General features: G+C 72.0%; 20 protein-coding genes. 14 read left to right on the top strand and 6 right to left on the bottom strand.

Annotated elements, in window-relative coordinates; genetic code table 11:
- Nucleotides 1-115: 115 nt before the first annotated feature.
- Entirely contained in the window at nt 116-1,270 is a 1,155-nt protein-coding gene (locus ACFY3I_RS15950) for an alpha/beta hydrolase (protein WP_390861049.1), read from the bottom strand.
- A gap of 233 nt (nt 1,271-1,503) precedes the next feature.
- On the opposite strand from ACFY3I_RS15950, the gene ACFY3I_RS15945 reads away from it, so the two are divergent.
- Nucleotides 1,504-2,046 (top strand): hypothetical protein, encoded by a 543-nt coding sequence (locus ACFY3I_RS15945; RefSeq protein WP_390861048.1) that lies wholly within the window; start codon nt 1,504-1,506, stop codon nt 2,044-2,046.
- A 35-nt stretch (nt 2,047-2,081) separates the two neighbouring features.
- Here the strand turns inward: ACFY3I_RS15945 and ACFY3I_RS15940 are convergent, their stop codons facing one another.
- Complete coding sequence (locus ACFY3I_RS15940) at nt 2,082-2,990, bottom strand: DUF3152 domain-containing protein (RefSeq protein WP_390861047.1); 909 nt, start codon at nt 2,988-2,990, stop codon at nt 2,082-2,084.
- A 153-nt stretch (nt 2,991-3,143) separates the two neighbouring features.
- On the opposite strand from ACFY3I_RS15940, the gene ACFY3I_RS15935 reads away from it, so the two are divergent.
- The 5 genes from ACFY3I_RS15935 (at nt 3,144) to ACFY3I_RS15915 (ending at nt 8,640) form a co-directional block, all read left to right on the top strand.
- Nucleotides 3,144-3,833 carry a response regulator gene (locus tag ACFY3I_RS15935; protein WP_390861046.1) on the top strand — a complete coding sequence of 230 codons (690 nt, stop codon included), beginning with the start codon at nt 3,144-3,146 and terminating at the stop codon, nt 3,831-3,833.
- Nucleotides 3,830-5,374: a sensor histidine kinase gene (locus tag ACFY3I_RS15930; protein ID WP_390861045.1), complete on the top strand. Its 1,545-nt coding sequence runs from the start codon at nt 3,830-3,832 to the stop codon at nt 5,372-5,374. Before ACFY3I_RS15935 ends, ACFY3I_RS15930 begins: the two co-directional genes overlap by 4 nt.
- On the top strand, nt 5,371-5,949 hold the full coding sequence (locus ACFY3I_RS15925) for a hypothetical protein (protein ID WP_390861043.1): 579 nt from the start codon (nt 5,371-5,373) through the stop codon (nt 5,947-5,949). Before ACFY3I_RS15930 ends, ACFY3I_RS15925 begins: the two co-directional genes overlap by 4 nt.
- A gap of 259 nt (nt 5,950-6,208) precedes the next feature.
- Nucleotides 6,209-7,627 (top strand): cytochrome ubiquinol oxidase subunit I, encoded by a 1,419-nt coding sequence (locus tag ACFY3I_RS15920; protein WP_390861042.1) that lies wholly within the window; start codon nt 6,209-6,211, stop codon nt 7,625-7,627.
- Nucleotides 7,627-8,640: a cytochrome d ubiquinol oxidase subunit II gene (locus ACFY3I_RS15915; RefSeq protein ID WP_390861361.1), complete on the top strand. Its 1,014-nt coding sequence runs from the start codon at nt 7,627-7,629 to the stop codon at nt 8,638-8,640. The genes ACFY3I_RS15920 and ACFY3I_RS15915 overlap by 1 nt, the downstream gene beginning before the upstream one ends.
- 18 nt (nt 8,641-8,658) lie before the next feature.
- On the opposite strand, the gene ACFY3I_RS15910 is transcribed toward ACFY3I_RS15915, so the two are convergent.
- Nucleotides 8,659-9,492 carry an alpha/beta hydrolase gene (locus tag ACFY3I_RS15910; RefSeq protein ID WP_390861041.1) on the bottom strand — a complete coding sequence of 278 codons (834 nt, stop codon included), beginning with the start codon at nt 9,490-9,492 and terminating at the stop codon, nt 8,659-8,661.
- A 452-nt stretch (nt 9,493-9,944) separates the two neighbouring features.
- Here ACFY3I_RS15910 and ACFY3I_RS15905 point away from each other — a divergent pair, with 452 nt between their 5' ends.
- The 4 genes from ACFY3I_RS15905 (at nt 9,945) to ACFY3I_RS15890 (ending at nt 18,135) form a co-directional block, all read left to right on the top strand.
- Nucleotides 9,945-12,383 (top strand): RICIN domain-containing protein, encoded by a 2,439-nt coding sequence (locus ACFY3I_RS15905; RefSeq protein WP_390861040.1) that lies wholly within the window; start codon nt 9,945-9,947, stop codon nt 12,381-12,383.
- A gap of 308 nt (nt 12,384-12,691) precedes the next feature.
- Nucleotides 12,692-13,954, top strand: coding sequence for an acetamidase/formamidase family protein (locus ACFY3I_RS15900; protein WP_390861039.1), 1,263 nt, complete (start codon nt 12,692-12,694; stop codon nt 13,952-13,954).
- Nucleotides 13,955-14,204: 250 nt separating this feature from the next.
- On the top strand, nt 14,205-15,686 hold the full coding sequence (locus tag ACFY3I_RS15895; protein ID WP_390861038.1) for a CoA transferase: 1,482 nt from the start codon (nt 14,205-14,207) through the stop codon (nt 15,684-15,686).
- A 250-nt stretch (nt 15,687-15,936) separates the two neighbouring features.
- Nucleotides 15,937-18,135 carry an FUSC family protein gene (locus ACFY3I_RS15890; protein WP_390861037.1) on the top strand — a complete coding sequence of 733 codons (2,199 nt, stop codon included), beginning with the start codon at nt 15,937-15,939 and terminating at the stop codon, nt 18,133-18,135.
- A 27-nt stretch (nt 18,136-18,162) separates the two neighbouring features.
- Here the strand turns inward: ACFY3I_RS15890 and ACFY3I_RS15885 are convergent, their stop codons facing one another.
- Together ACFY3I_RS15885 and ACFY3I_RS15880 are read right to left on the bottom strand one after the other, a co-directional pair.
- Nucleotides 18,163-19,062 (bottom strand): phosphotransferase family protein, encoded by a 900-nt coding sequence (locus ACFY3I_RS15885; RefSeq protein ID WP_390861036.1) that lies wholly within the window; start codon nt 19,060-19,062, stop codon nt 18,163-18,165.
- Between the two features lie 103 nt (nt 19,063-19,165).
- Nucleotides 19,166-20,008, bottom strand: coding sequence for a hypothetical protein (locus tag ACFY3I_RS15880; protein ID WP_390861035.1), 843 nt, complete (start codon nt 20,006-20,008; stop codon nt 19,166-19,168).
- A 377-nt stretch (nt 20,009-20,385) separates the two neighbouring features.
- Here ACFY3I_RS15880 and ACFY3I_RS15875 point away from each other — a divergent pair, with 377 nt between their 5' ends.
- On the top strand, nt 20,386-20,949 hold the full coding sequence (locus ACFY3I_RS15875; protein WP_390861360.1) for an HD domain-containing protein: 564 nt from the start codon (nt 20,386-20,388) through the stop codon (nt 20,947-20,949).
- Between the two features lie 224 nt (nt 20,950-21,173).
- Nucleotides 21,174-22,247 carry a fatty acid desaturase family protein gene (locus tag ACFY3I_RS15870; protein WP_390861034.1) on the top strand — a complete coding sequence of 358 codons (1,074 nt, stop codon included), beginning with the start codon at nt 21,174-21,176 and terminating at the stop codon, nt 22,245-22,247.
- 52 nt (nt 22,248-22,299) lie between these two features.
- Here ACFY3I_RS15870 and ACFY3I_RS15865 read toward each other — a convergent pair whose 3' ends face one another.
- Nucleotides 22,300-22,554, bottom strand: coding sequence for a Smr/MutS family protein (locus ACFY3I_RS15865; protein WP_390861033.1), 255 nt, complete (start codon nt 22,552-22,554; stop codon nt 22,300-22,302).
- Between the two features lie 298 nt (nt 22,555-22,852).
- On the opposite strand from ACFY3I_RS15865, the gene ACFY3I_RS15860 reads away from it, so the two are divergent.
- Both ACFY3I_RS15860 and ACFY3I_RS15855 read left to right on the top strand, forming a co-directional pair.
- Nucleotides 22,853-23,128 carry a hypothetical protein gene (locus ACFY3I_RS15860; protein ID WP_390861032.1) on the top strand — a complete coding sequence of 92 codons (276 nt, stop codon included), beginning with the start codon at nt 22,853-22,855 and terminating at the stop codon, nt 23,126-23,128.
- Between the two features lie 223 nt (nt 23,129-23,351).
- The gene (locus tag ACFY3I_RS15855) at nt 23,352-23,678 is read left to right on the top strand and encodes a hypothetical protein (RefSeq protein WP_390861031.1); all 327 of its coding nucleotides are present in this window, start codon (nt 23,352-23,354) and stop codon (nt 23,676-23,678) included.
- Nucleotides 23,679-23,896: the final 218 nt, after the last annotated feature.

Below are 23,896 nucleotides of genomic sequence, written 5' to 3'. Positions count from 1 at the left end.
GCCTCCCCGCGCCGCGCCGGGTGTCCCGCGCCACCCATGAGAAGGAGTGCGGACCGCCGTCGCCCGAACGGCGGCGGTCCGCACTCCTCACCCCGCTGCGTGCGGGGCCTGTCCTCTACTTGCCTGCGGCGGGGGCCGTCGAGGCGTAGAGCGCCTCGTGCAGGGTCGCCGTCGTCTGGGCGACGGCGACCTTGTCGGCCTGGGTGTCACGCAGCGCGTTCAGCATCATGAAGTCGTGGGTGACGCCGCCGTAGTGCGACGAGGTCACCTGCACCCCCGCCGACCTGAGTTTCGCCGCGTAGGAGTTGGCGGCGTCCAGCAGCACGTCGGAGTCGGTGATCAGCAGGGCCGGCGGCAGGCCGCGCAGCTGCTCGACGGTCGCCTTCAGCGGCGAGGCCAGCGGGTTGGCGCGGTCGGCGGCCTTGGGCGCGTAGGCGTCCCAGAACCACTTCATCGCGGGCCGGGTCAGCCAGCAGTTCTCGGCGAAGCGGGTGTAGGACGCCGTGTCGAAGTCGGCGTCGGTGACCGGGTAGAGCATGACCTGCTGACGGAAGTGCGGGCCTCCGCGCTGCTTGGCCATCATCGTCACCGCGGCGGTCATGTCGCCGCCGACGGAGTCACCGGCGACGGCCAGCCGGGTGGAGTCGAGGCTGATCTCGCCGCCGTGCGCGGCGACCCACTTGGCGACGGTGTACGCCTGCTCGATCGGGACCGGGAACTGGGCCTCGGGAGAGGGCGTGTAGTCGACGAACACGACCTCGGCCCGGGCGCCGGCGGCCAGTTGGCGCACCAGGCGCTCGTGGGTCTTGAAGTTGCCGAGCACCCAGCCGCCGCCGTGGATGTAGACGACGCCGGGCAGCGTCCCCTTGACGCCGGCGGGGCGCACGATGTGCACGTTGACCGGGCCCGTCGGTCCGCCCGGCACGCTGCGTTCGGTGATCTCCGCGGGGAGCATCGGGACGGGGCCCGCCTGGAGCTTGTTCAGCACGTCACGGGCGGCCGGGTAGGACAGGTCGTACAGCGGCTTGCCGCCGGCGGCCGCGAGCTGGTTCAGGAAGTCCTGGTCGGTCTTCTCCAGCTTCTGCGGCGGGTTGCCGCACGGCACGTACTTGGCGTCACCGGCCGCCGCGATTCCCTGGACGGACTCCGGGGACGCGCCCTCGCGGACGGTGCCGCAGGCGCTCATGGCGGTGGCTGTCGCGGTCAGCAGGGCCGCCAGGGCCAGGTGGCGCATCCGGCGGGTCCCGGGAACGCTGCGTATTGCTCTCATGTCTGCGGAATCCCTACGTGAAGGAGTCGACCCCCTCCGTAATCGTGGCTGGTCCATGTGGCGTACACCATCAGGGCTGGGCCGGACGGGGGCCACGGCGGTGCGGTGCGGTTCCGGGACGAGCCGGTGCTGCGGTGCGGGCGGCGGTGAGCGGTGCGATTCTGAACTTCCCGGAACCCGGACGGCCAGGGCGTGTTCCCAGGCACCGGCGGTCGACCGAGGTGGGTGGAGCGATGGGCATCACGAAAACCGGACGTTCACTGCGCGGGCCCCTCACGCCGCTGGCCGCCGTGCTCAACGGCGTCGTCGCCGGCGTCGGGGGCACGGTCTGCATGGATGCCACGCGCTATCTGCGGTACCGGCGCGCCGGAGGCACCGACACGCCTCGGGCCTGGGAGTTCGCACCGGTCGACGGGTGGGACGAGGCGCCGGATCCGGGCAAGGTGGCGAAGCGGCTCCTGGAGGGGTTCACCCAGCGCGAGATCCCCGACCGGTGGGCCTGGCTCGCGAGCACCGCGATGCACTGGCTCTACGGGTCCGCCTGGGGAGCGGCGTACGGGATCGTCGCGGGTTCGGCCCGGCGGCCGAACCCGTTGTACGGGCTTCCCCTGGGGGCGACGGTGTGTGCCGGCGCCTATCTGGTCCTCCCGCCGTCCGGGCTCTACCAGCAGTTCTGGAAGTACAGCCCGCGGACGCTGGCGGACGACCTGGGCGCGCATCTCGTGTTCGGGCTGGGAGTCGGCACCTGCTTCTGGCTCACCAGCACACTCCGCTGAGGCGGGGGTCCGGCCGCCGCGGGTTCGGCGCGGGTTCAGGACACGCCCGGCCCGGAGACGTAGCGGCCCTGCTCGTCGTACGGCCAGGCGTTGGCGACGCAGCCGTGCAGGCCCTTGATCTGCTGCATCATGACGGGGGCCGGTCGTCCCGGACCCGCGCAGGTGAGGTGGGTGAGGCCGAGGGCGTGCCCCATCTCGTGGTTGATGATCAGCGCGCGGTACTCGTGTATCGGTCCGGGAAACGTGGGTGAGCCCTTGACCCAGCGCTTGAGGTTGACCACCACGCCGCCGGGGACCTCGCAGTTGTACTCGCCGTGGGTGCTCTGGCGGATTCCCGCCCAGCACAGGGCGTCGGCCATGCCGGGCGTCGCGATCTTTATCAGGAGGTCGTACGGCTCCCCCGCGCCCACCGACCGGAACGAGTTGTTCCCGCTGTGGGTCCAGCCCCGGGGGGCGGCGAGGATTTCGGTGATCTCCCCGGCCGCCCGGTCCGGCGAGATGCCGAGCCCGCTCTCGACCTGCACGGCGTAGCGGATCAGATGCGCGCCACGGCCGACCTTCGCGCCGCCGGCGCGCGCGGTGAGGAACGTGCCGGTGCCCGTCGAGGGGACGGCGGTCCCGGTCCGGGCGGGGGTGGGCGTCGGCGAGTGCGAGGGCGAGGGTCTTGACGAGTGGGTGGGGTGCGCGGCGCTCCGCGGGGAGGCCGCACCGCTCGACGCGTCGCTTCGTCCGCCGTTCAGGAGGAGCGCCACGGAGCCGAACAGGCCGGCGGCCGCCAGCGCCAGGAACAGCGGGCGGCCGCCGGGGCGGCACGGGCCGCCCCGGCGGCGGGAGGTCCGGTGGTGGTGCCCGCCGCGCCCCGGGTCGGCCCGCCGCCGACCGGGACGGGGGGCGGCGGCGCCATGGGCGGGCGGTGCGGGTTTCCGCTCTCGTGCCGAGTACATGGCAGCTCAAACTGGTCGGGCCAGATGATCGCCCCAGGTTCGGACGATCACGAAACGGCAACGACCGGCCCGTCGTATGACCGTTCTGCCACAAGCCCGGGGAGGAGCTCTCTCCGCGGCGGTCACCGCACGCGGCCCACCTACACTGTCGAGGTGTCGCGAGTCCTTATTGTCGAAGACGACCAGGATGTCCGTAACGCCGTCGAACTGGCGCTGCGGCATCAGGGTCACACCGTCATGGCCGCCGGGACCGGCGAAGCGGGTCTGGAACAGCTCCACCCCTTCCGTCCGGACGTGGTGGTGCTCGACCTCATGCTGCCCGGCATGTCGGGACTGGACGTCTGCCGGCGGATCAGGGACCGCGACCAGGTGCCGATCATCATGGTGACCGCCAAGGGCGACGACATCGACGTGGTCGTGGGACTTGAGGCGGGCGCGGACGACTACGTGGTCAAGCCCGTGCGGGCCCGGGTCCTGGACGCGCGCATACGCGCCGTACTGCGCAGGCAGGCGCCGCCGCCCGGCGACGGCCTGCGGCCCCGGGCGGAGACGTACGGCGCGCTGGCCGTCGACCGGGCCGGGCTCGTGGTGACCCACCACGGCTCGCCCGTCGCGCTCGCCCCCTCGGAGCTGCGGCTGCTGCTGACCCTGTCGGCCGCGCCCGGCCGGACGTTCAGCCGCCAGCAACTGCTCGAAGCGGTCTGGGAGCACAGCTACCACGGTGACATCCGACTCGTGGACGCCTGTGTGAAGCGACTCCGCGGCAAGCTCGGCGAGCTGAGCGGAGACCCCCGGTACATCCAGACCGTGCGCGGCTTCGGCTACCGGTTCGTCTCCCCGTGAACGGCGGCAGAGCCGCCGGGCGGGCGCGGTCCTTCCGCGCGCTCCTGGCACACGTCCCGCTTCCGCTGCGCGGACTGCGCGCACGCCTGGTGGCGGCCTTCGTCGTGGTGGCCGTCGTCAGCGCCCTGAGCACCGGGGCACTCGCCTTCCGGGAGGCGCGCACGGGGGTGCTCCAGCAGAGCCAGGACTCGGTGATCCAGCAGTTCCGCAAGAGTGTCGACACCGTCGCCCCGTACACCCCCGCGGCGCCGAGCCGGGCCGACCTGCAGACGGCGGTGAACCACGTGCTCTACGACAACCCGTCGCAGGGCTGGCGGGTGATGGCGACCTACAAGGACCTCCGCGTCGGCACGCCGGGCGCCCACTTCGGCGAGCTGAGCCCCGAACTGCGCAGGACCGTGGCCACCACGAGTGCCACGGTGTTCCAGCGGGTCGACGTGGACGGGCACCCCTGGCTGACCGTCGGCACGCCGGTCGCCTACGACACGGACGGGGGCTCCGGGTCGGGGCTGTCGGGGACGGCGATGTACCTGATGGTGTCGCAGGGCGCCGAAGAGGGCTACGTCAAGGCGATGGTCAGCGGCATCGAGCGCGCCACCGTGGTGGCACTGGCACTCGCCGTCGTCCTGGCGCTGCTGGCCGCGAGTGGTGTGCTGCGTCCCGTACGAGCACTGCGCCGGGCGACGCGCCGCATGGCCGAGGGACGTCTCGACGTCCGGCTGACCGTCAACGGTTCCGACGAACTGGCCGAACTCTCGCAGTCCTTCAACGACACGGCGGCCGCGCTGGAGCGGTCGGTCGCGGAGCTGCGCCGCATGGAGGCCCGGGCGCGCCGCTTCGCCGCCGACGTCTCCCACGAACTGCGGACGCCGCTCACGGCGATGGCCGCGCTCACCGACGTACTCGACGAGAACGCGCTGCGCCACGACCGGGAGACCGGCGACGCGTTGCGGCTCATCAGCGAGGGAACCGGCCGGCTGAGCGCGCTGGTGGAAGACCTGATGGAGATCTCCCGCTTCGACGCCGGTGCGATCAGGCTCAACCTGGACGAGGTCGACCTGGCCGAGTCCCTACGGCGCACACTCGTCTCCCGGGGCTGGCAGGACCGGGTGGCGACCAGCCTGCCCGGGCCCGGCCTGCTCAGGACGCGCGTGGATCCGCGTCGCCTCGATGTCGTCATGGCCAACCTGGTCGGCAACGCGTTGCGGCACGGGGCTCCGCCGGTGCGGCTGACCATGGGCGCCCGCGAGGAGGAGGCGGGCGTGGCGTGGGCCGTGATCGAGGTGACCGACGGGGGTCCCGGCATCGGCGAGGAGGCGATGCCGCACATCTTCGAGCGCTTCTACAAGGCCGGTGCCTCGCGTACCAGGAGTGAGAGCAGCGGGCTCGGGCTCGCCATCACGGCGGAGAACGTGCACCTGCACGGCGGTCGTATCAGCGCGGCGAACCTGCCCGGCGGCGGAGCGGTGTTCACGGTCGAACTCCCCCTGCACCGTGAGTCCCGGGCCCCCGACCCGGACGCCCTGGCAGGTGCCCGGTGAGACGCTCTCGCGTGTGGGCGCTGCCCGCCGGACTGGCGGCCGGTCTGACGCTGGCAGGATGCGGAGTCCCCGAGTCCGGTGTCATCCAGGCAGGGCCGGCGGCGAGCGGCATCCACTCCCCGGGTGCGACCCCCGTGCCCCCGACGGTCGTCGCGCTCTACTTCCTCCACGACGGTGACCTGACGCCCTATCCGCGCAAGGCCGGCCACCCCGCCGACTTCCGGTCCGTCCTGGACATGCTGTTCGCCGGGCCGGACGCGGCGGAGTCCACGTCCGCCGCCACGGAGCTGCCCCGCCTGCCGGCCCCGCCGGAGGTGGTGGCGGACGGCGAGCATGCCCTCACCGTCCGGCTGCCCACGGGCGCGGGCCGACCGGGATACCGGGCCCTGATGCAGCTGACGTGCACCGTGGCCGGGGTCGCCGGGGCGTCGGCCGCGAAGCCGACGGACGGTCCCGGCGGCGGCGCCTCCGCGACCGCGCCCGGCTCCCTCGCCCGCCCGGAGGTCAAGGTGAGCGGGGACGGATGGACGAGGACGCTCTCCGCGGGCCCGTGCCCGGACCCGATCCCGTCGTAACGGTCGTAGCGGAACCGGAGGGACACGAAGGGCTGTGCCCGCTCGGGGAGTGCCCGGTCACGGCGCGTTGACCGCCGGGACCCGCCACAGCCGCGAGCCGTCAATGCCGCCCACGCCACCAGGCACGACCTAGGGTGACAGTGTCATCACTCCGGGTAGCGACAGCAAGGGTGGCGCCCATGGGCAACTTCCGCAGACCGTCCTCCCGGCGGCCGGGTCCGTGCCGCACCGCCCACCGGCGAGGCCCCCGGTGACACCCGTGCTGGGCGCGCTTCACCAGACCCTCGCATCGGCCGACGGACCGGCCCAACTGCTCCCCGCCCGCCAGCAGATGGCCTTCACCCTGGGCTTCCACATCATCCTGGTGCCCTTCGGCGTCGCCCTGACCACGATGATGCTCGTGGCGAACTACCGCGGCCTGAAACACGGCGACGCCGACGCCATGCGGCTGGCCCGGCGCTGGTCCAAGATCGCGGCCGTGCTCTTCGCGGTGGGAGCGATCACGGGCACCGTCCTCTCCTTCGAACTCGGCATCCTCTGGCCGGGACTCATGGGCCGGTACGGAGCCGCCTTCGGCTTCCCGTTCGCCATCGAGGGGCTGTTCTTCTTCCTCGAGGCGATCTTCGTCTCGATCTACATCTACGGCTGGAAGCACCTGCGCCCCTGGCCCCACTTCGCCGCGGGCGCGGTCGCGTCGCTGTCCAGCATCGGCGGGGCGGCCGCGGTCATCGCGGCCAACAGCTGGATGAACAGCCCCGCGGGCTTCACCGTCACCGACGGCCGGGTGAGCGAGGTCCGCCCGATGCGGGTCTTCTTCAACGGCGCTTTCTGGTACGAGTTCCTCCACATGCTTCTCGCCGCCTACATCGTGGCCGGCTTCGTCGTCGCGAGCGTCTACGCGGCCGGCATGCTGCGGGGGCGGACCTCCCGATACCACCGCACCGGTTTCCTCATCGGGTTCGCCCTGGCGGCGATCGCCGTGCCGGTGCAGATCGTGGTGGGCGACACCATCGCCCGCTATGTCTTCCAGGCCGAGCCCGCGAAGTTCGCCGCCATCGAGATGCTCCCCGACACGGCGACGCATGTGCCCGAGACACTCGGTGGCGTGCTCGTGGGCGGCCGGGTCCGCTTCGGTCTCCCGGTGCCGGACGCCGCCTCCCTGCTGGCCGCGTTCAGCCCGGACACCCGGATCAAGGGACTCGACGCCATCCCCGCCGACGTCCGTCCCTCCGATCAGCTCGTCAGCGTCACGCATCTGGCCTTCGACGCGATGGTGGGTCTGTCCTTCGCCCTGCTCGGGCTCGCCGCCTGGTACGGCTGGATCCTGTGGCGCCGCCGCCCCCTCGCCGAGCAGCGCTGGTTCCTGCGCGCCGCGGTTCTCGGCGGCCCCGCGGCCCTCGTCTGCCTCGAGACCGGCTGGATGGTCACGGAGTTGGGCCGGCAGCCCTGGATCGTCGTCGGCCACCTGCTGACCCGCGACGCGGTCACCACGCACGGCAATCTCTGGATCTTCTTCTCGACGGTGCTCGCGGTCTACATCGCCGTCGGCGCCACCGCCGTCGCGGTTCTCGTGTCGATGAAGCGCCGCTGGCGGCGAGAGGGCGACGACATCGTGGACGTGCCCTACGGCCCGCCGTTCGGCACGTCCTCCCGGCTGCCCGAGGAGGCCGAAGCATGATCCCCGACCTGGTGGCCGTGCTCCTCTTCGTCGGAGTCGTCGCCTACGGCCTGCTCGGCGGGGCCGACTTCGGCGCCGGCTTCTGGGACCTGACCGGAGGCGGAGCCGTCCGCGGCCGGGCACCGCGCCATCTGATCGACGCCTCGCTCAGCCCCGTGTGGGAGGCGAACCACACCTGGCTCATCTACTGCCTCGTCATGCTGTGGTCGGGTTTCCCCGCCGCGTTCACGGCGATCACCACCACGCTGTACATCCCGCTGGGCGCCGCCGCCCTGGGTGTCGTGCTCCGCGGGGCGGGCTTCGCCTTCCGGCACGCCTCCATGCGCACACCCGAGCAGCGGGCGTTCGGCGCCGCATTCGCCCTGGCCTCCGTGCTGACGCCCTTCTGCTTCGGTGCCATCGCCGGCGGCATCGCCTCCGGACGGGTGCCGGCCGACGGCGGCGGCGCTCCCGTCGGCAGCTGGCTCAACCCCACGTCGGTGCTCGGCGGTGTCCTCGCCGTCCTGGTCTGCGCCTACCTGGCCGCCGTCTACCTGTTCGTGGTGGCGGCGCGCGCGGGCGACGAACGGCTCGAACACTACTTCCGCGACCGTGCTCTGCTGTCCGGCGCGGTGACCGGAGCCGTCAGCATCGCGGGCATCTTCGTCCTCCGGCAGGACGCCGGGCGCCTCTTCCACGAACTGAGCCACCGCGCCCTGCCGCTGGTCGTCCTCGCGGCCGTCGCGGGCGTCACCAGCCTGGTCCTGGTGCGCGCGCGTCGCACCGCGGGGGTCCGGGCGGGCGCGGGGGCCGCCGTGGCCCTGGTGCTGCTGGGCTGGGGTGTGGCGCAGTACCCCTACCTGCTGGGCACCCACCTGACGATCGACGCCGCCGCCGCGCCGACCGCGACCCTGTGGGTGCAGATCGGTGTGGTCATCGCGGCCGGCGTGCTGATCCTGCCGTCCCTCGTCGTCCTCTTCCGGCTGGCGGGCCGGGACCACCTCCAGGCGGAGGCCGACAACGCGACGCACTGAGTGCGCGCGGGCCGCGGGTCATTTCACCGACGCGCCCGCCGCCTCGATGACCTTGCTCACGGCGGCCGGATCGGACACCAGGGTGAGGTGCGAACCGCCCTGGTAGACGGTCACCTTCGACCGCGCGCGGCTCGCCATCTTCTTCTCCGACTGCGGTGTGATGATCTGGTCCCCGCTGCTGATGAAGTACCAGGACGGGATCGTCTTCCAGGCCGCGGCCTTCGACGGGGTGGTGAACGCGGCGGTGCTGGCGGCCCGTTGGGTCGCCCACAGGTCGGTCGCCTGGTCGCGGGGCACGCTGTTCGCGAACTTCGTCAGGAACACGTCCTTCTTGAGGTAGAGGTTCGACGCCTTGGCGGGGGCGTTCGCGTAGGAAACCACGTCGTACAGCTTGGACGGCGCCCCGGACAGCGCCGACGTGGCGCCGCTGAGCTGTCCCGTCGTCTCGCCGACCGCCGGCGCGGCGGCATCGACGTACACGAGTGCCTTGACGTTGCGCACCCCCGCCGCCGCGTTGGTGATCACCGACCCGCCGTAGGAGTGCCCCACCAGCACGATCGGCCCCCGGATGCTCTTGAGGAAGTCCTTGACCGTCTGCGAGTCGGTCGTCAGGTTCTGCAGCGGGTTCCCGATGGCACGCACCGGGTATCCCGCGCGGCGCAGGATGGCGATCTCGCCGTTCCAGCTCGCCGTGTCCGCCCAGGCCCCGTGCACCAGGACCACCGTGGGCTTCGCTCCCTGCGCCGGCGTCGCGGCGTCGAGAGGTGACGCCGCGGCCAGGGTCGTGACACCGACCGCGGCCACCGCCAGAGCCGTCGGGACGAACCACCGCCGCCGAGTGAACGCCGTCATCAGAAGCCTCCTTGCTCCAGCCTCACCTGGGAAGCGCGTCCTTTGGAGGGAGAGCGGCAGGCGCGTGGACAGGAGCGGACCGCGCCCGGATCGGCGACGCCCCCGCAGCCCCTTTTGACGACGCTAGCGCCGGACGGCCGTCTCAGCACCCGGGGCCGCGACGCCCCGGACGCCGACGCGGACGCCACCCGATCACCTCGGTCACCGAACGCGAGGGTGACGGCGCCCGGCGCGACCGGGCCCCCAGGGGCCGGAGGACGACCGCCCGGTGTCGTGCCGGGTCCGGCGGCCCCGGGCGGAACGGCTGCTGCGCACCCCCTGGACACGCCTCCCGGTCCGTGCTGTCATGCCGGTTGGTTCTCTGCTTTCCAACGTTGAAATACCCCGGCGCCCTGAGACCAGCTCACGGGCCCTGGTTCCTCACGTCCCGGATCGTGCCAGGAGGCTCCCCCATGCCCCTGAACCGCAGACACTTCGTCACCAGCGCCCTCGTCGCGGCCGGGGCGAGCGGTCTCCCGCTCGCCATGGCCGGCACCGCACACGCCGCGGCGGCGTCGCGGGTGGCCCCCGCCCCCGGCGGGCTCTACTCACCGAACGCCGCGCCGCTCTCCCCCACCGCCTTCCTCCGGCTGCCGCCCGGCGCGGTCACCGCGCGCGGCTGGCTGGACACCCAGCTGCGCCGTCAACTCGCCGGCCTGTGCGGCCAGTACGCCGCGGTCTCACACTTCCTGAAGATGTCCGAGTCCGGCTGGGCGCACCCCGAGCGCACCGGCTGGGAGGAGGTTCCGTACTGGCTGCGCGGTTACGTGGACCTGGCGGTCCTCACCAGGGACGCCACCGCGCTGGCCGCCGTCCGGCAGTGGATCGACGCCATCGTGGCCACCCGGCAGTCCGACGGCTGGTTCGGGCCCACCGCCCTGCGCACCTCACTGGGCGGCGGCCCGGACTTCTGGCCCTTCCTGCCGCTGACCTGGGCATTGCGCAACTGGCAGGAGTACAGCGGCGACACCCGGATCGTCCCCCTGCTGACCGGCTTCTTCCGGTTCATGAACGCGCAGGGTCCCTCGGCGTTCAACCAGAGCTGGGTGTCGGTGCGCTGGGGCGACGGACTGGACAGCGTCTACTGGCTCTACAACCGCACCGGCGACTCGTTCCTGCTCACCCTCGCCGACAAGATCCATGCCAACGGCGCCAACTGGGTCGACAACCTGCCGTCGCTGCACAACGTCAACATCGCGCAGGGGTTCCGCGAGCCCGCCCAGTACGCGCTGCGCTCCCCGTCCACCGCGCTCACCCAGGCCGCGTACCGGAACTACACGTCGGTGATGACGTCGTACGGCCAGTTCCCGGGCGGCGGATTCGCCGGCGACGAGAACGCGCGGCCCGGTTTCGGCGACCCCCGGCAGGGCTTCGAGACCTGCGGCATCGTGGAGTTCATGGCCAGCCACCAGTTGCTGACCCGGATCACCGGCGACGCGGTGTGGGCCGACCGCTGCGAGGACCTCGCCTTCAACTCGCTGCCCGCGGCGCTCGACCCGTCCGGCAAGGGTGTCCACTACATCACCAGCGCCAACAGCGTGGACCTCGACGACACCGCCAAGACCCAGGGGCAGTTCCAGAACAACTTCGCCATGCAGGCGTTCATGCCGGGCGTCGACCAGTACCGCTGCTGCCCGCACAACTACGGCATGGGCTGGCCCTACTTCACCGAGGAGCTGTGGCTCGCCACCCCCGACAAGGGGCTGGCGACCGCGATGTACGCGCCCAGCCAGGTCACCGCGAAGGTCGCCGACGGCACCGCGGTGACCGTCACCGAGACCACCGACTACCCGTTCGGCGACACGGTCACCCTGACCGTCTCCACGCCGAGAACGCTGGACTTCCCGCTGTACCTGCGCATCCCCGGCTGGTGCGGATCCCCGCAGGTCACCGTCGCGGGCGCGGCGGTCGCCGCGTCGGCCGGACCGTCCTGGAGCGTGGTACGGCGCGCCTGGCACGACGGCGACACCGTGACCCTGCGCTTCCCGCAGTCGACCGTGCTGCGCACCTGGACCGGAAACCACGGAGTCACCGCGGTCGACCGGGGACCCCTCACGTACTCGCTCAGCATCGGCGAGAACTACGTGCAGACTGGCGGCACGTCCCAGTTCCCCCAGTACGAGGTGCATGCCACGACGGCGTGGAACTACGGCCTCGCGCCGAACGACGGTCCCTGGACGTTCAGTCGGGGCGGCGGCACGCTCCCCGCCGACCCGTTCGACCGCGACACGACTCCGGTACGGATCACCGCGCCGGCACGGAGGATCGCCGAATGGCGGGCGGACGACCAGCACGTGGTCTCCCCGGTGCAGGACTCACCGGCACGCAGCACAGCGGCCGTGGAGACCGTGACGCTGATCCCGATGGGCGCCGCCAGGCTGCGGATCTCCGCGTTCCCCACCGCCTCGCCGACCGGCCGGCCGTGGCAGCCGGCCGCCGCCTACCGGCTGATCCGGAACAAGAACTCCGGCAAGGTCATGGGCGTCGACCTGATGTCGACCGCCAACAGCGCCCACGTCGTCCAGTACGACGACAACGGCACCGCCGACCACCTCTGGCAGCTGATCGACAACGGCGACGGCTGGTACCGCATCCGCAACCAGAACTCCGGCAAGGTCCTCGGCGTCGACCTCATGTCCACCGCCAACAGCGCCCACGTCGTCCAGTACGACGACAACGGCACCGCCGACCACCTCTGGCAGCTGATCGACAACGGCGACGGCTGGTACCGCATCCGCAACCAGAACTCCGGCAAGGTCCTCGGCGTCGACCTCATGTCCACCGCCAACAGCGCCCACGTCGTCCAGTACGACGACAACGGCACCGCCGACCACCTCTGGCAGTTCGGCTAGGGCCGCCACGAGGCCCGGCCGGGTCCGCACGGCTGCCGGCCCCCGGCGGTCCTGCGCCAGGTTTGCCGGGGCCCGGCCACCGGGCGATCCTGAGAGGGGAAAAGGCGGGGCCCGCCGAACCGACGGGCCCTCCTCGCCAGACGCGGACGACCCGCACGGACGCGGTCCCGCCGCCTCCGGCGCGACGCGACAGGACGCGCGTCCGCATCGACCGCACTCCGCGCCCGCCTCGTCCGGCGAGCGGCTCACGGGAGCCCTTCGGCGCTGTCGCGGGCGGCATCCGGAGCGGCGGGATCACGGAGGCCGCCATGTGCTTCGTCCACAGCGGGACCGCGGGGAACGCCGGCCTGGTGCAGCGGGCCTCGGCCGGTCCGGGAGCGGACGCGCTGTCCGCTCTGGGCGCCGGCCGGGGACAGGTCGGAGGGCTGGACGTCGCCGGGTCCGGCAGCCCCGACGTGCTGGCCGGGCCGGGCGGGGACGTCGTCGTCGACGGATACGGCAGGGTGCTCCACAACCGCTGGAACCGGGACCTGCCGCCGGTGGCCACGGTGCGGCCCGGCGAGGTCGTGCAGCTGCTGTGCCGGGACGCCCTGGACATCGGCGAGTCGGCCCGGACGATGACGCCGGAGGGAACCCTCACCATCGACCTCGGCCTGGTGCACCCGCTGACCGGCCCGGTCGAGGTCGTGGGCGCCGAGCCCGGCGACGTCCTGGAGGTCGAGATCCTCGACGTCGGTCCGCTGGCCGGCTTCGGCTATGTCGTGGTCAGTCCGGCGCTCGGCCTCTTCGGTTCCCTCCGCCCCGAGCTCCTCGCGCCGTTCGCCTCCTGGAGCGAGGCCTCCCAGCTCAGCGACCCCACCGCCGGTCCGGCGTCCGGCGCGATCCCGGTGGACCAGCCGTACAACAGCGGTGCCCCGTTCCTCCAGACGTTCACCTTCGAACGGGGGCAGAGCGACGGGTACGCCGATTTCGTCGGCGGTGACACCGGGCGGCGGGCGCGGATACCCGTCGCCCCCTTCATGGGGATCATGGGTGTGGCCCCGCTCCACAGGGGCATGTACCGCGCCTTCTCACCCGACGTCAGTGGCGCCATGGGCGGCAACACGGACATCAGGCAGCTCGTCAGGGGGGCGCGGCTCCAGCTCCCCGTCCTCGTGCCGGGAGCCATGTTCTCCGCCGGGGACGGGCACATGGCCCAGGGCGACGGCGAGGTGAGCGGAACGGCCGTGGAGACGCTGATGGCGGTCACGCTCCGGTTCGGTCTGCTGAAGAACACCGTGATCGCCTCCCCGCGGGCCGTCGTCCCCTCCGCCGATCCCACGCAGCTGGTCATGCCCGCCGAGAGACTCGCGCGGGGCTACTACCAGACCGTGGGCACCGGAACCGATCTCATGGAGAACGTGAAGACGGCGGTCCGGGAGATGGTCGACTGGCTCGTGAGCGAGGAGCAGGTGAGCCTGCACGAGGCCTACGTGCTGTGCAGCGTGGCCGGCGACCTGAAGATCAACGAGACGGTCGACCTTCCGAAGTGGCTCGTGTCGATGACTCTCCCCCGAGGCATCTTCGACTGACCACCCGTGACCCGCGACCTGGAACCTGGGATCTCCGGGAGCCTGTCTTCCACGAATTCCGGAAAGCGCCCGGACGCCTTCCGGAATTCCAGAACGGAAACCCTTCGCCCGTTCCGGGAAACGAACGGTGTGACCGCGGCGGTCACACCGGCGCCCGCCCATTGATGATTCCTTTTCTCGTCCCTGTCGCGCACGGTGGACGCACGGAGTTCGCAGAGGACCGAGCGCCCCGGAAAGGCAGGACGAAAGCATGGACGCGGAAACACTGACCGGACGGCTGCTGGCCCCGCCCGCCGCCGACGACCACTTCGACCCTCATCTGCACCTGGGCGAACTCCTGGCCGGTGTCGGTCTCGCCGAGGCCGACGCCGGCGGCTCGGTCGACTTCATCGGCGCCGATCCGGTGCTGCCCGGCACACTCCGCCTCGCCGGCGGAACCGCGATCGCGCTGGCGGCCAAGTCCGTGGCCATCGCCAGGATCTGGCGGATGCGCGGCGGCCGGGGCCAGGACATAGCCATCGACCTGCGGGTCGCCCCGCACCGGCTGTGCCCCTTCTACGACAACAAGTGGGAGCTGCTCAACGGCTACCCCATGAACGACCCTGCGCGGGTCGACGACGCCTTCGCCACCCACACGTTCTACCGGACCGCCGACAAGCGGTGGGTGCACCCGATGGGTCCGTATCCCGGACTCCGCAACGACACCGCGGCCCTCCTCGGCGTTCCCGAACGGATCGACGACGTCTCCCGGGCCGTCTCGACGTGGAAGGCCTCGGACCTGGAGCAGGCCGGTGAGGAAGCCGGTGTGATCATGCCCGTGCTGCGGACGACGGAGGAACTGATCGCCACCGACCAGTACCGCGACGTCCTCGCCCCCATGCCTCCGGTCGTGGTGGAGAAGATCGGCGACTCGGCCCCCGAGCCGTTCGCGCCGGGCGCGGTCACCCCACTGGACGGCATCCGGGCGCTGGGCCGGGCGCACATCATCGCGGGTGCGGGCGCGGGCCGTGCCATGGCCCTGCACGGCGCGGACGTCCTCAACGTCTGGGATCCCGACGAGTACGAGATCCCGCGCCTGTACTGCACCTCGAACGTCGGTGTCCGTTCGACCATGCTCGACCTGCACCGTCCCGAGGATCTCGCGACCATGCACTCGCTGCTCGGCGAGGCCGACGTGTTCTACGCCAACCGCCGGCCCGGCTACCTCGGCCGGCACGGCCTCGACGCCGACGCCGCGGCCCGGATCAGGCCGGGCATCATCCACGCGACCGTCAACCTCAACGGCGAGACCGGTCCCTGGGCCGGCCGGGTCGGTTTCGACCAGACCGCCGGGAGCCTGACCGGTGTCATGCTCAACGAGGGGGACCAGGGCATCCCGCGGCTGCCCGCGGTACCCGTCGTCAACGACTACATCACCGCCTGGTTCCTTCAGCTCGGCATCCTCCACGCCCTCGTGCGACGTGCCACCGAGGGCGGTTCGTACAAGGTCACGGTCTCCCTCACCCGCACCGCGCTGTGGATGCTGCAGCTCGGCACCTTCGACCGGACGTACTCCGCGGAGGTCGCCGGAAAGGCCACCGGTCACGAGTACCTCGACCCCGAGACCTTCACCGCCGACACCCCGCTGGGCCGCTACCGCGGCGTCACCGAGCAGGTCCGGATGTCCCAGACACCCGGGTACTACACCAGCCCGCTCGTTCCGCGCGGCTCGCACCGCCCCGCCTGGCGGTGAGCCGGCTTCCGCGCCGGCCGCACGACCCCGCTGTGCCTTTCGGGTGAGCGCGGGCCCGGCCGCTGTGCCTTTCACCGCCGCGGGCCGCCGTGGACCGACGATTAACCGTGTTCCCGTCCGGGTGTGCCTCCCGGGCGGACACGAGGTCCCGAACCCCTACCTCCCGCCGCCGCGCACCGTCGTGAGAGTCCGCCTCCGGCATCAGGGCGCCCGCGCGGGCGTGACACGGAACCGCAAGGAGTGCCCGGACATGCGCTGGTGGTCGTCACTCGCCGCAACCGCCCGTGAGGGGCTCAGTGTCCAGCGGGCGTTCGCCGCCCCGTCCGCGATCGTACGGGCGGTGCTGGCCGTGCTGCTGGCCACCGTCCTCGGACTGCTCCTGGACGACCCGGTGGCCGGCGCGATGGCCGGTGTCGGCGCGTTCATCTGCGGCATCGGCACGCTGCTCAGTCCTCTGCGGCACCGCGCGGTCAACGGGACCGGGATGGCGGTGGCCTTCAGCGCGATGGCGGTACTGGGCGCCCTGGTGCACGGCACCACCTGGCTGTTCCTGCTGGTGCTCGCGGTGGCCGCCTTCACCGCCGGGATGTGGCGGGCGCTGGGCGTCGCGCCCGGTATCCGGGCCTGCCTCACGGTCATCGGCCTGATGATCACCGCCGATCTGGCGCCCGACACGCACACGGGCCTGGAGATGGCCGGGTGGATCGCGGTCGGTTCCGGTCTCACCGCGCTGACGCAGTTCCTTCCGCCGTACGGGGCACGGCTGGCCGCACAGCGCCGCGCGCTGGGAACCCTGTACCAGGCGCTGGCCGACGAGGCGGCCGCGGCCTCGGGGGCGTCCGCCGCACCGGGCGGCACAGCGCCGTTCACCGCGGCACGGCAAGCCCTGGATCTGCTGCCACAGTTCAGCCGGCCGGCGGCCGCGGCCCTGTTCGGGCTGCTCGGCGAAGCCGAACGGCTGCGCCGCGCCCTGCACACCGTACGGCTGACGGCGCCGGTCGCGGCCGGCGACCGGCAGGCGCTGAACGCCGCCGCGCAGGTGCTGCGGGAGATCTCCCGCACCGTGGCCTCGGGGCGCGAGCACCGCGCACCCGGTCACGTCCACAGCCTGCTCGCGTCATGGGCGGCGTCCGCACCGGGCCGTGGCCCACGGGACCTGACCACACGGCTGGAGCTCGCCGCGCAGCTCGCCGGCCGCGCGACCGACGACCACCTCGGCGACGCCCTGGAACCCCACAACGAGGTGCCGGGACTGTACTCCGACACACTCTCGGTCACCCGCACCGTCCGCCGCGTCCGGGCTCAACTCCATCCCCGCTCACCGATCTTCCGGCACGCGGTGCGGCTGGCGTTCGGCGTGGTGATCGGCGAGGTCGTCGGGCGCACCATCGGCGGGTGGGGTGGGCTCGGCATCGCGGCGCACGGCTTCTGGGTTGCCCTGACCACCATGCTGGTGCTCTTCCCCGAGTACGGTCACACCCTCGCCCGTGCCAGCGGACGCGCGATCGGCGCCGTACTGGGCGGTGTCCTCGCCTGGTTGCTGTCCATGCCGCACTGGTCGCCCGGCGGTCTCGCGGCCCTCACCGTGATCCTCGCGGCGGCGTCCTTCGTGACGCTGCGCACCGGGCAGCTGATGCTCAACCTCTGGCTGACCACCTGGATCGTCTTCCTGATCCACCACATCGGCGGGCTGCCGGGGCCGACGGCGTGGTCGCGTTCGGCCGACACGGTGGTCGGCGCCGCCCTCGCCGTGTTCATCTTCCTGCTCTGGCCGACCTGGTCGACCCATCGGGTGCCGGGACTGCTCGCGGAGTGGCTACGGGTGCAGGACCGGCTGCTCCCCCTGCTGCTCACCGGCTACGCCGACGCCGACGCGGCCGATCTCACCGTCCTCGACGCTCTGCGCAGCCGTTCCCGGGACCTGCGGGAGCGGTTGACGGCGGCGGCGCGCCAGGCGCCCGACGAGCCGGCCGAACACCACAGGCCCTGGTCGGACGAACAGTTGGAGCAGATCAGCACTCAGGTGAACCGGCTCGCCGGATGCGTCACCCTGCTGCGCGAACACCTGCCGCGCACCGCGGACGACGTCGTGCCGGAGTTGACCGAGCTGGCCGATCCGGTGCACGAGCACCTCTCCGCTCTCGCCCGGGCCGCCGCGGGGGCCGAGACCGTCGTCCCGGGGGCGCTGCGGTCCGTGTTCGACTCCTGCGTGACCCGCACGGGCCTGCCGGCCGCCTACCGGGGGGACGGGCCACGGGAAGGGTCACCGGACGTGTCGGCAGACGGTCCTGACGGACCGCCGGCCGGACGCGCGGTCGCGCTGTGCGCCGCGACCGTGGACGCCGTGGAGGCTCTCACCGTCACGATCGCCGCACGGCATCACCACCACCGGCACGCGGCCCCACGCCGCACAGAGCATCGGCATCGGCATCGGCATCGGCGAAGGTAGCGGGCCGACCGCGAGGGCCACGGCGGTCTAGGGCGGAAAGAGCCATGCCATCGCGGCGAGGCTGTTGTCGACGTACTCTCCCCGGGCCGCCCCGATGCCGTACGCCAGGTCCTCAAGGGCACCGCACCGTGCGTAGAACGCGGCCCGCTCGCCGAGAAGGGCCCGCTCGGCGGCGTCGAACCGGGATCCGCTCAGGGCGGCCCGGGCCGCGGCCGGGCCGAGGTCGCGGTGGAGCAGCCCGAAGTCGTACGCCGGATCGACGATCGCCGCGTCGCTCCAGTCGATGACGCCGGTCACGGCCCAGGTGAGCGGGTCGACGAGAACGTGTTCGATCCCCAGATCGTTGTGGGAGAACACCGGGGTGAAGCCGTCGTGCGGAGGCGTGGCGCGCAGGAACGCCTCGACGGGACCGCGGTGTGCCGCCGGCACCTGTCCGGCCACCGTCAGGTAGTTCTCCGAGGCCTCCCGCAGCCACTTGGCCAACGGTTGGCGGTCCACTTCCACCAGTCCGGCGAACCGGTCGACCGGCACCGCGTGCAGCGCGGTGAGCATCTCGCCGAGCCCGGCGGCGATCGACGTGCCGTGGGCCGCGCGCAGGTGGTGCGGCATCTCCAGCAGTGGGACGCCGGGGAGCTTGCGGTAGGCCAGACATCCCCGCTCCGCGACCGTGAACTCCGGTTCGGGGACGGGCAGCGGCGAGACGGCGGCTACGGCCGCCAGCACGCGGGCCTCGTGCTCGACCAGAGTGGTCCGCCGGGCCGGATCGGGTTCCTTGCTGAAACGGACGACCAGTTCGCCGTCGACCTCGTAGGCCACATTGTCCTGGCCCTCGCCGAGCGGCGAGACGGACTCGATCCGGCGGCCGGGCATGTGCGCGCCCACGACGGTGCGGACGTCCGCGACGCGATCCCGGCTGCGACTCGCCATGTGCCGACCATATACGGGAAGTCGGCCGGACCCACGGGGAAGCCGCCGGGTCCGGAACCTCCAGGAACCTCCCGGGGGCTTCGGGGGGCTTCGGGGGCGGACGCTAGCCGAGGTTGCGCAGCACCGCGGAGATGTTGGCCCGGTACGTCCGCAGCGCCTTCAGCGCGGCGGCGTAACGGTCGCGGTGCCGCGCGATGTCCAGTGCCTGCTGCCGCGCCTGTACGGAGTGCCAGAGTTCGACCGTGTCGTATCGGCGCTTGCAGGCGACGTCCGCGACGGCGGTGGCCCGCTCGCGCCGGGTGTGCCGGGTGTTGCCGTCGCTGCCACGGCCCCAGGCGCTGTCCGTGTACGCCGCGACCGGGTCGGGGTAGCGGGCGAAACCCTGATCCGCCACGCAGCGCGACCACACGGCCCAGGCCGCCCGCAGGCGCGGGTCGCGCTCGACCGCCCGGTCGACCACGACCGACCGCGAACTGCCGTACAGCCAGTCCCGCTTGCGGTCGACACCACGCAGAAGCCGTCGGTCGGCCTCGGCGTTGCAGGCAGGCAGGTCCGCGAATTCGGCGTAGGTCATCCGACGGCCCTTCGGCCGGGGGATCAGGGACTTCGCGGGATCCCAGCCGTATCCCCAGCGCCCGGCGGTGTCGAGATCCAGGACCCCGTAGTCGGTGGTGACCGCGGTGGCGGTGGCGGTGGCGGTGGGATACCGGGGGTCGAGCGGGAAGCCGGGGTGGCCGTGGTCCGCCATGCACTGCCGGGTCAGCAACGCCGATGCCCGCTCCGAGCTTCGGTAGTCCTGTGCCGTGTAGGAGTAGCGGTCGGCCGGGAGGGGGCCGAGATCGGACGCCGTACGCACCGACAGCAGACGTTCGGGACCGGAGGCGCAGACAGCCGCCACGATCGCCACGCCCGCCACGGCCACCGGCCGCCACCCCCGTGTCGTCATGCCAAGAAATCTTAGCGGGCGACCGATGGCGGTCGGACCGGACTCCCGGCCGTCCGCGGGGAATCCGGTGGATCAAGTCGACCCGACTGGGCGATGATCCCGTGTGTGACTGGCGGAACGGGTACGGACGCGGACGACGCCGACGCGCGGGCCGAGCGGCTGGGTTGGGCGTTCGGGCTCGTCGCCGAGGACCCGGCCGTGCGAGCCGCGGCCCTCGCCCGCCTGGCGGAAGCCCGGCGGAGGGAAGCCCGTTCGGGCGGCGCGGCGCCAAGTGCCCGTTCTGCGATGCCGGGTTGGCCTCCGTCGGAGCGGACACACGACGGGGTCCTGGTGGGTACCCTGCCACGGTGACAGCCGGGACCCTTCTGCCGACAGCCATGAGCGGCACCGCCGACCCTCCGCTGCGGCCGTTGCCGGACCGCGTCGCGCGGCTCCTGTCGGAACTGGGGTGCCCACCACGGCTGGCGGCCCACCTGCGCGCCGTCCACGACGTCGCGCACCAGCTGGTCGACTGGCTGGAGCAGCACTGTCCGACGGCGGCCGTCGACCGCGAGGCGGTGCTCTTCGGGGCGGCCACGCACGACGTGGGGAAGACCGTGCACCTCGGCGAGCTGTCCGGCCCCGGCTCCGCGCACGAGGAGACCGGCCGGGCTCTGCTGCTCGATCACGGGATCAGTCCGGCGCTGGCGCGCTTCGCCGCGACCCACGCGTCCTGGCCGGATGCGCCGGCGGGCTTCGACGACCTGCTGGTCAGTCTCGCCGACAAGATCTGGAAGAACAAGCGCGTCACCGACCTGGAGGACCTGGTCGTGGCCCGGCTGGCCGCGAGCGGCCGGGCGCCGTGGGAGGAGTTCATGGCGCTCGACGAGGTCCTGGCCGGCATCGGCGCCTTGGCCGATCAGCGTCTGGCGTTCCAGGCGTCGTTCCCGGTCCACGGGTGACGGATCCTCCTGACGCCCCGCCGGCACCCACCGGTTCGCCAGCCGCTGCCCGCGCGTGCGGCGGCCCGGAGGGCCTGCTGTACCTGGTGTGCCTGCGGGAAAAGGCCAGTTCAGGAGGTACGACGGTGGGGACAGCCCCATGGACCGGCGGGGGCAGGGCCCCCTGACGGGTCTGGGGCTGACAGGCTGTTCCCGGTGTGGCGGCCGTAGCGAGACTCGGCTGCATGACAACTTTCTCCGACGCCCCGGCGGCGGCCTCGGCCGCCGTGCCCGACCGCGGACACCGCCCCGACGGCGGCAGCGACTTCGCCCGGCTGTCCCAGCGCATCACCGCGGCGGGTCTGCTGCGGCGCCGGCCGCGCTACTACGCCGCGCGGCTCACCGTGGTGACCGGGCTGCTGGCGGGGGGTTGGGCGGCCTTCGTCGCGATCGGCGACTCCTGGTGGCAGCTGGCGGTCGCCGCCGTGATGGCCCTGGTCTTCGGTCAGATCGCGCTGGTGGCCCACGACCTCGCGCACCGGCAGGTGTTCCGGCAGCAGAGCACGAGCGCGATCTGGGGCCGGCTCTTCGGCAACCTCGGCATCGGCATGAGCTACGGCTGGTGGATGAACAAGCACACCCGCCACCACGCCAACCCCAACCACGAGGAACTCGACCCCGATGTCGCCCCGGACATCCTGGTGTGGTCCACGGACCAGGCCCGCGACAGCAGCGGCCTGGCCCGGTTCATCGGCGGCCACCAGGCGTTCCTGTTCTTCCCACTGCTGACCCTGGAGGGCTTCAACCTGCATGTGTCGAGCGCGCGGGCGCTGCTCTCGCCGTCCATGAAGAGCCGCCGGCTGGAGGGCGGCCTGTTCCTGCTGCACATGACGGCCTACCTCAGCACCCTGTTCCTGGTGCTCTCCCCCGGCAGGGCGATCGCCTTCCTCGCCGTGCACCAGTGCCTCTTCGGCGTGTATCTCGGCAGCATCTTCGCCCCGAACCACAAGGGCATGCCGACCTTCAGCGGTGACGACCGGCCCGACTTCCTGCGCCGCCAGGTACTGACCTCCCGCAACGTGCGGGGTGGCGCGGTCACCGACGTGCTGCTCGGCGGGCTCAACTACCAGATCGAGCACCACCTGTTCCCGAGCATGCCCTCTCCCCATCTCCGGCGGGCCAGGACCGTCGTGCGCGCGTACTGCGAGGAGATCGGCGTGCCCTATCACGAGACGGGGCTGCTGCGGTCCTACCGCGAGGCTCTCACGCACCTGCACCGGGTGGGGGCACCCATCAGGCAGCTGCGGAGGGCGACCTGAGGGACGGCATCCCGCGGCGCCACGGACCGAGGCGGCGGGGGCAGGGCGGGGCTCAGGGGCGTGGCGCGAAGTGCACCAGGATGCGGCCCGTGTTGGACGAGTCGATCTCCAGGTGGTCGTACAGCCGCCTGATGTGTCTCTGGTCGAGGAAGGCGAGCACACGGCTCCTGAGCTGCCCCGTGCCCTTGCCGTGAATGATCTGCACGACGGGCTCCCCCGTGTGCTTCGCCTGGAAGACGATCTGCCGCAGCGAGAGTTCGATGTCGCGGTTGTTCCGGAACACCGGATGCAGATCCAATGTCAGCACGGTGCTGCCTCCCGCTGTCCACGCCAGTGACGACCCGGTTCAAGTGTGTCATGGGGCGCCCGGCCGGCCGGGTCGCGGTACTCGCCGCGATTCGCCGGAGGGTGTCCCCGGCCCTTTCGCGCGGTGATCGCGAGAAACACGGCATTCGGCCTCGACCCGGCAAAGACACTCGAGACGCAATTCCACCTTTTCCGCCTTTACGTCCTTTACGCTTCCCCCGTCACATAACGTGAGGAATGATGTGAGAAGCGTGATTGACGCGCTGCGTAGACCGCGGCGCCCCCTCGTGCTCGGCTCCGTGTTGACCGTCGCGCTCGTCGCACAGTCAGCTCTGCTCATCGCCCAGCAAATGCAGATCGACGACCTCCAACTGCAACCCGTCAGCGTGGACGCGAGCCTCGAACCCGGCCCTCCCGGGCCGTCCGGTCCCCCCGGCCCGACCGGTCCCGGCGGCCCCATCGGGCCGCCCGGCAAGGACGGCACGGACGGGCAGGACGGACAGGACGGCGCGAACGGACGGGACGGGAGGGACGGAAAGGACGGGAAGGACGCCGTCGCCCCGCCGGCGAGCTAGACCTTGGACCGCGCCGACATCCCGTGCCTCTTCGCCGGGCCCGCGCGGGTCCGGCGAAGAGGCCGTGGCGCAGGGCACGCCTCCGGGCTTTCCACGAGATCAGGTGGCGCCTGCGCTTCTCCGACGACGTCATGGGAAAAGGACGCTCCCCGGTGAGGTCCGTCCCGCGGCGTCCTGACCCGGCCCCATCTCGCGAAACGACATGAGGAAAAACGTGGGACGCATGAAAGAGGCGTGGGACGGCCCGCAGCGCCGCCTCGTAGTCGGCGCCGTGCTGACCTTCGTACTCGTCGCGGAGTCGACCGCACTCGTCGCGCACCAGCAGCAGCTCGACGAACTTCAGGCGCGGCGCGTCGCCCTCCAGGGGAACGCCGTCCACGAGGGCCCTCCGGGCCCTCCCGGTCCGTCCGGCCCCTCCGGTCCGCCCGGCCCCACCGGCCCTACGGGTGTGCCGGGACGCCACGGGGAGGACGGAGATTACGGCCGTCGGGGACACGACGGCAGGAGAGGCAGGCACGGCCGCAACGGCGTGGTCATCTATCTCAGGTGACCCCGGGCGGACGGCACCCTGGCACACGACGCCGGCACCGCCCCGCGGGCTGCCGGTGTCGTCCTTTTCGGCAGTGGTGATCGGCCCGGACGGAAAGCGGCAATCGGAAAGCCCATAAAACCCGCGCGAAAAACAACGCTTATCATAAAATTGGGTGGCCTATTCGTGTGCGGCCATCCGCGTAAACCCCGCTTTCCAAGCTCTTTCGGGCTCACCTT

The sequence above is a fragment of the Streptomyces sp. NPDC001068 genome (assembly GCF_042897315.1).
In the GTDB taxonomy this organism is placed as follows: Bacteria; Actinomycetota; Actinomycetes; order Streptomycetales; family Streptomycetaceae; genus Streptomyces.
Note: the sequence above shows the minus strand (reverse complement) of the source record. Positions and strands in the feature narration are given on the sequence as shown.

Excerpts from the sequence above, each read along its gene's own strand:
- ACFY3I_RS15950 (WP_390861049.1), bottom strand. The coding sequence starts at position 1,270 with ATGAGAGCAATACGCAGCGTTCCCGGGACCCGCCGGATGCGCCACCTG.
- ACFY3I_RS15945 (WP_390861048.1), top strand. The coding sequence starts at position 1,504 with ATGGGCATCACGAAAACCGGACGTTCACTGCGCGGGCCCCTCACGCCG.
- ACFY3I_RS15940 (WP_390861047.1), bottom strand. The coding sequence starts at position 2,990 with ATGTACTCGGCACGAGAGCGGAAACCCGCACCGCCCGCCCATGGCGCC.
- ACFY3I_RS15910 (WP_390861041.1), bottom strand. The coding sequence starts at position 9,492 with ATGACGGCGTTCACTCGGCGGCGGTGGTTCGTCCCGACGGCTCTGGCG.
- ACFY3I_RS15905 (WP_390861040.1), top strand. The coding sequence starts at position 9,945 with ATGCCCCTGAACCGCAGACACTTCGTCACCAGCGCCCTCGTCGCGGCC.
- ACFY3I_RS15900 (WP_390861039.1), top strand. The coding sequence starts at position 12,692 with ATGTGCTTCGTCCACAGCGGGACCGCGGGGAACGCCGGCCTGGTGCAG.
- ACFY3I_RS15895 (WP_390861038.1), top strand. The coding sequence starts at position 14,205 with ATGGACGCGGAAACACTGACCGGACGGCTGCTGGCCCCGCCCGCCGCC.
- ACFY3I_RS15890 (WP_390861037.1), top strand. The coding sequence starts at position 15,937 with ATGCGCTGGTGGTCGTCACTCGCCGCAACCGCCCGTGAGGGGCTCAGT.
- ACFY3I_RS15885 (WP_390861036.1), bottom strand. The coding sequence starts at position 19,062 with ATGGCGAGTCGCAGCCGGGATCGCGTCGCGGACGTCCGCACCGTCGTG.
- ACFY3I_RS15880 (WP_390861035.1), bottom strand. The coding sequence starts at position 20,008 with ATGACGACACGGGGGTGGCGGCCGGTGGCCGTGGCGGGCGTGGCGATC.
- ACFY3I_RS15875 (WP_390861360.1), top strand. The coding sequence starts at position 20,386 with ATGAGCGGCACCGCCGACCCTCCGCTGCGGCCGTTGCCGGACCGCGTC.
- ACFY3I_RS15870 (WP_390861034.1), top strand. The coding sequence starts at position 21,174 with ATGACAACTTTCTCCGACGCCCCGGCGGCGGCCTCGGCCGCCGTGCCC.
- ACFY3I_RS15855 (WP_390861031.1), top strand. The coding sequence starts at position 23,352 with ATGAAAGAGGCGTGGGACGGCCCGCAGCGCCGCCTCGTAGTCGGCGCC.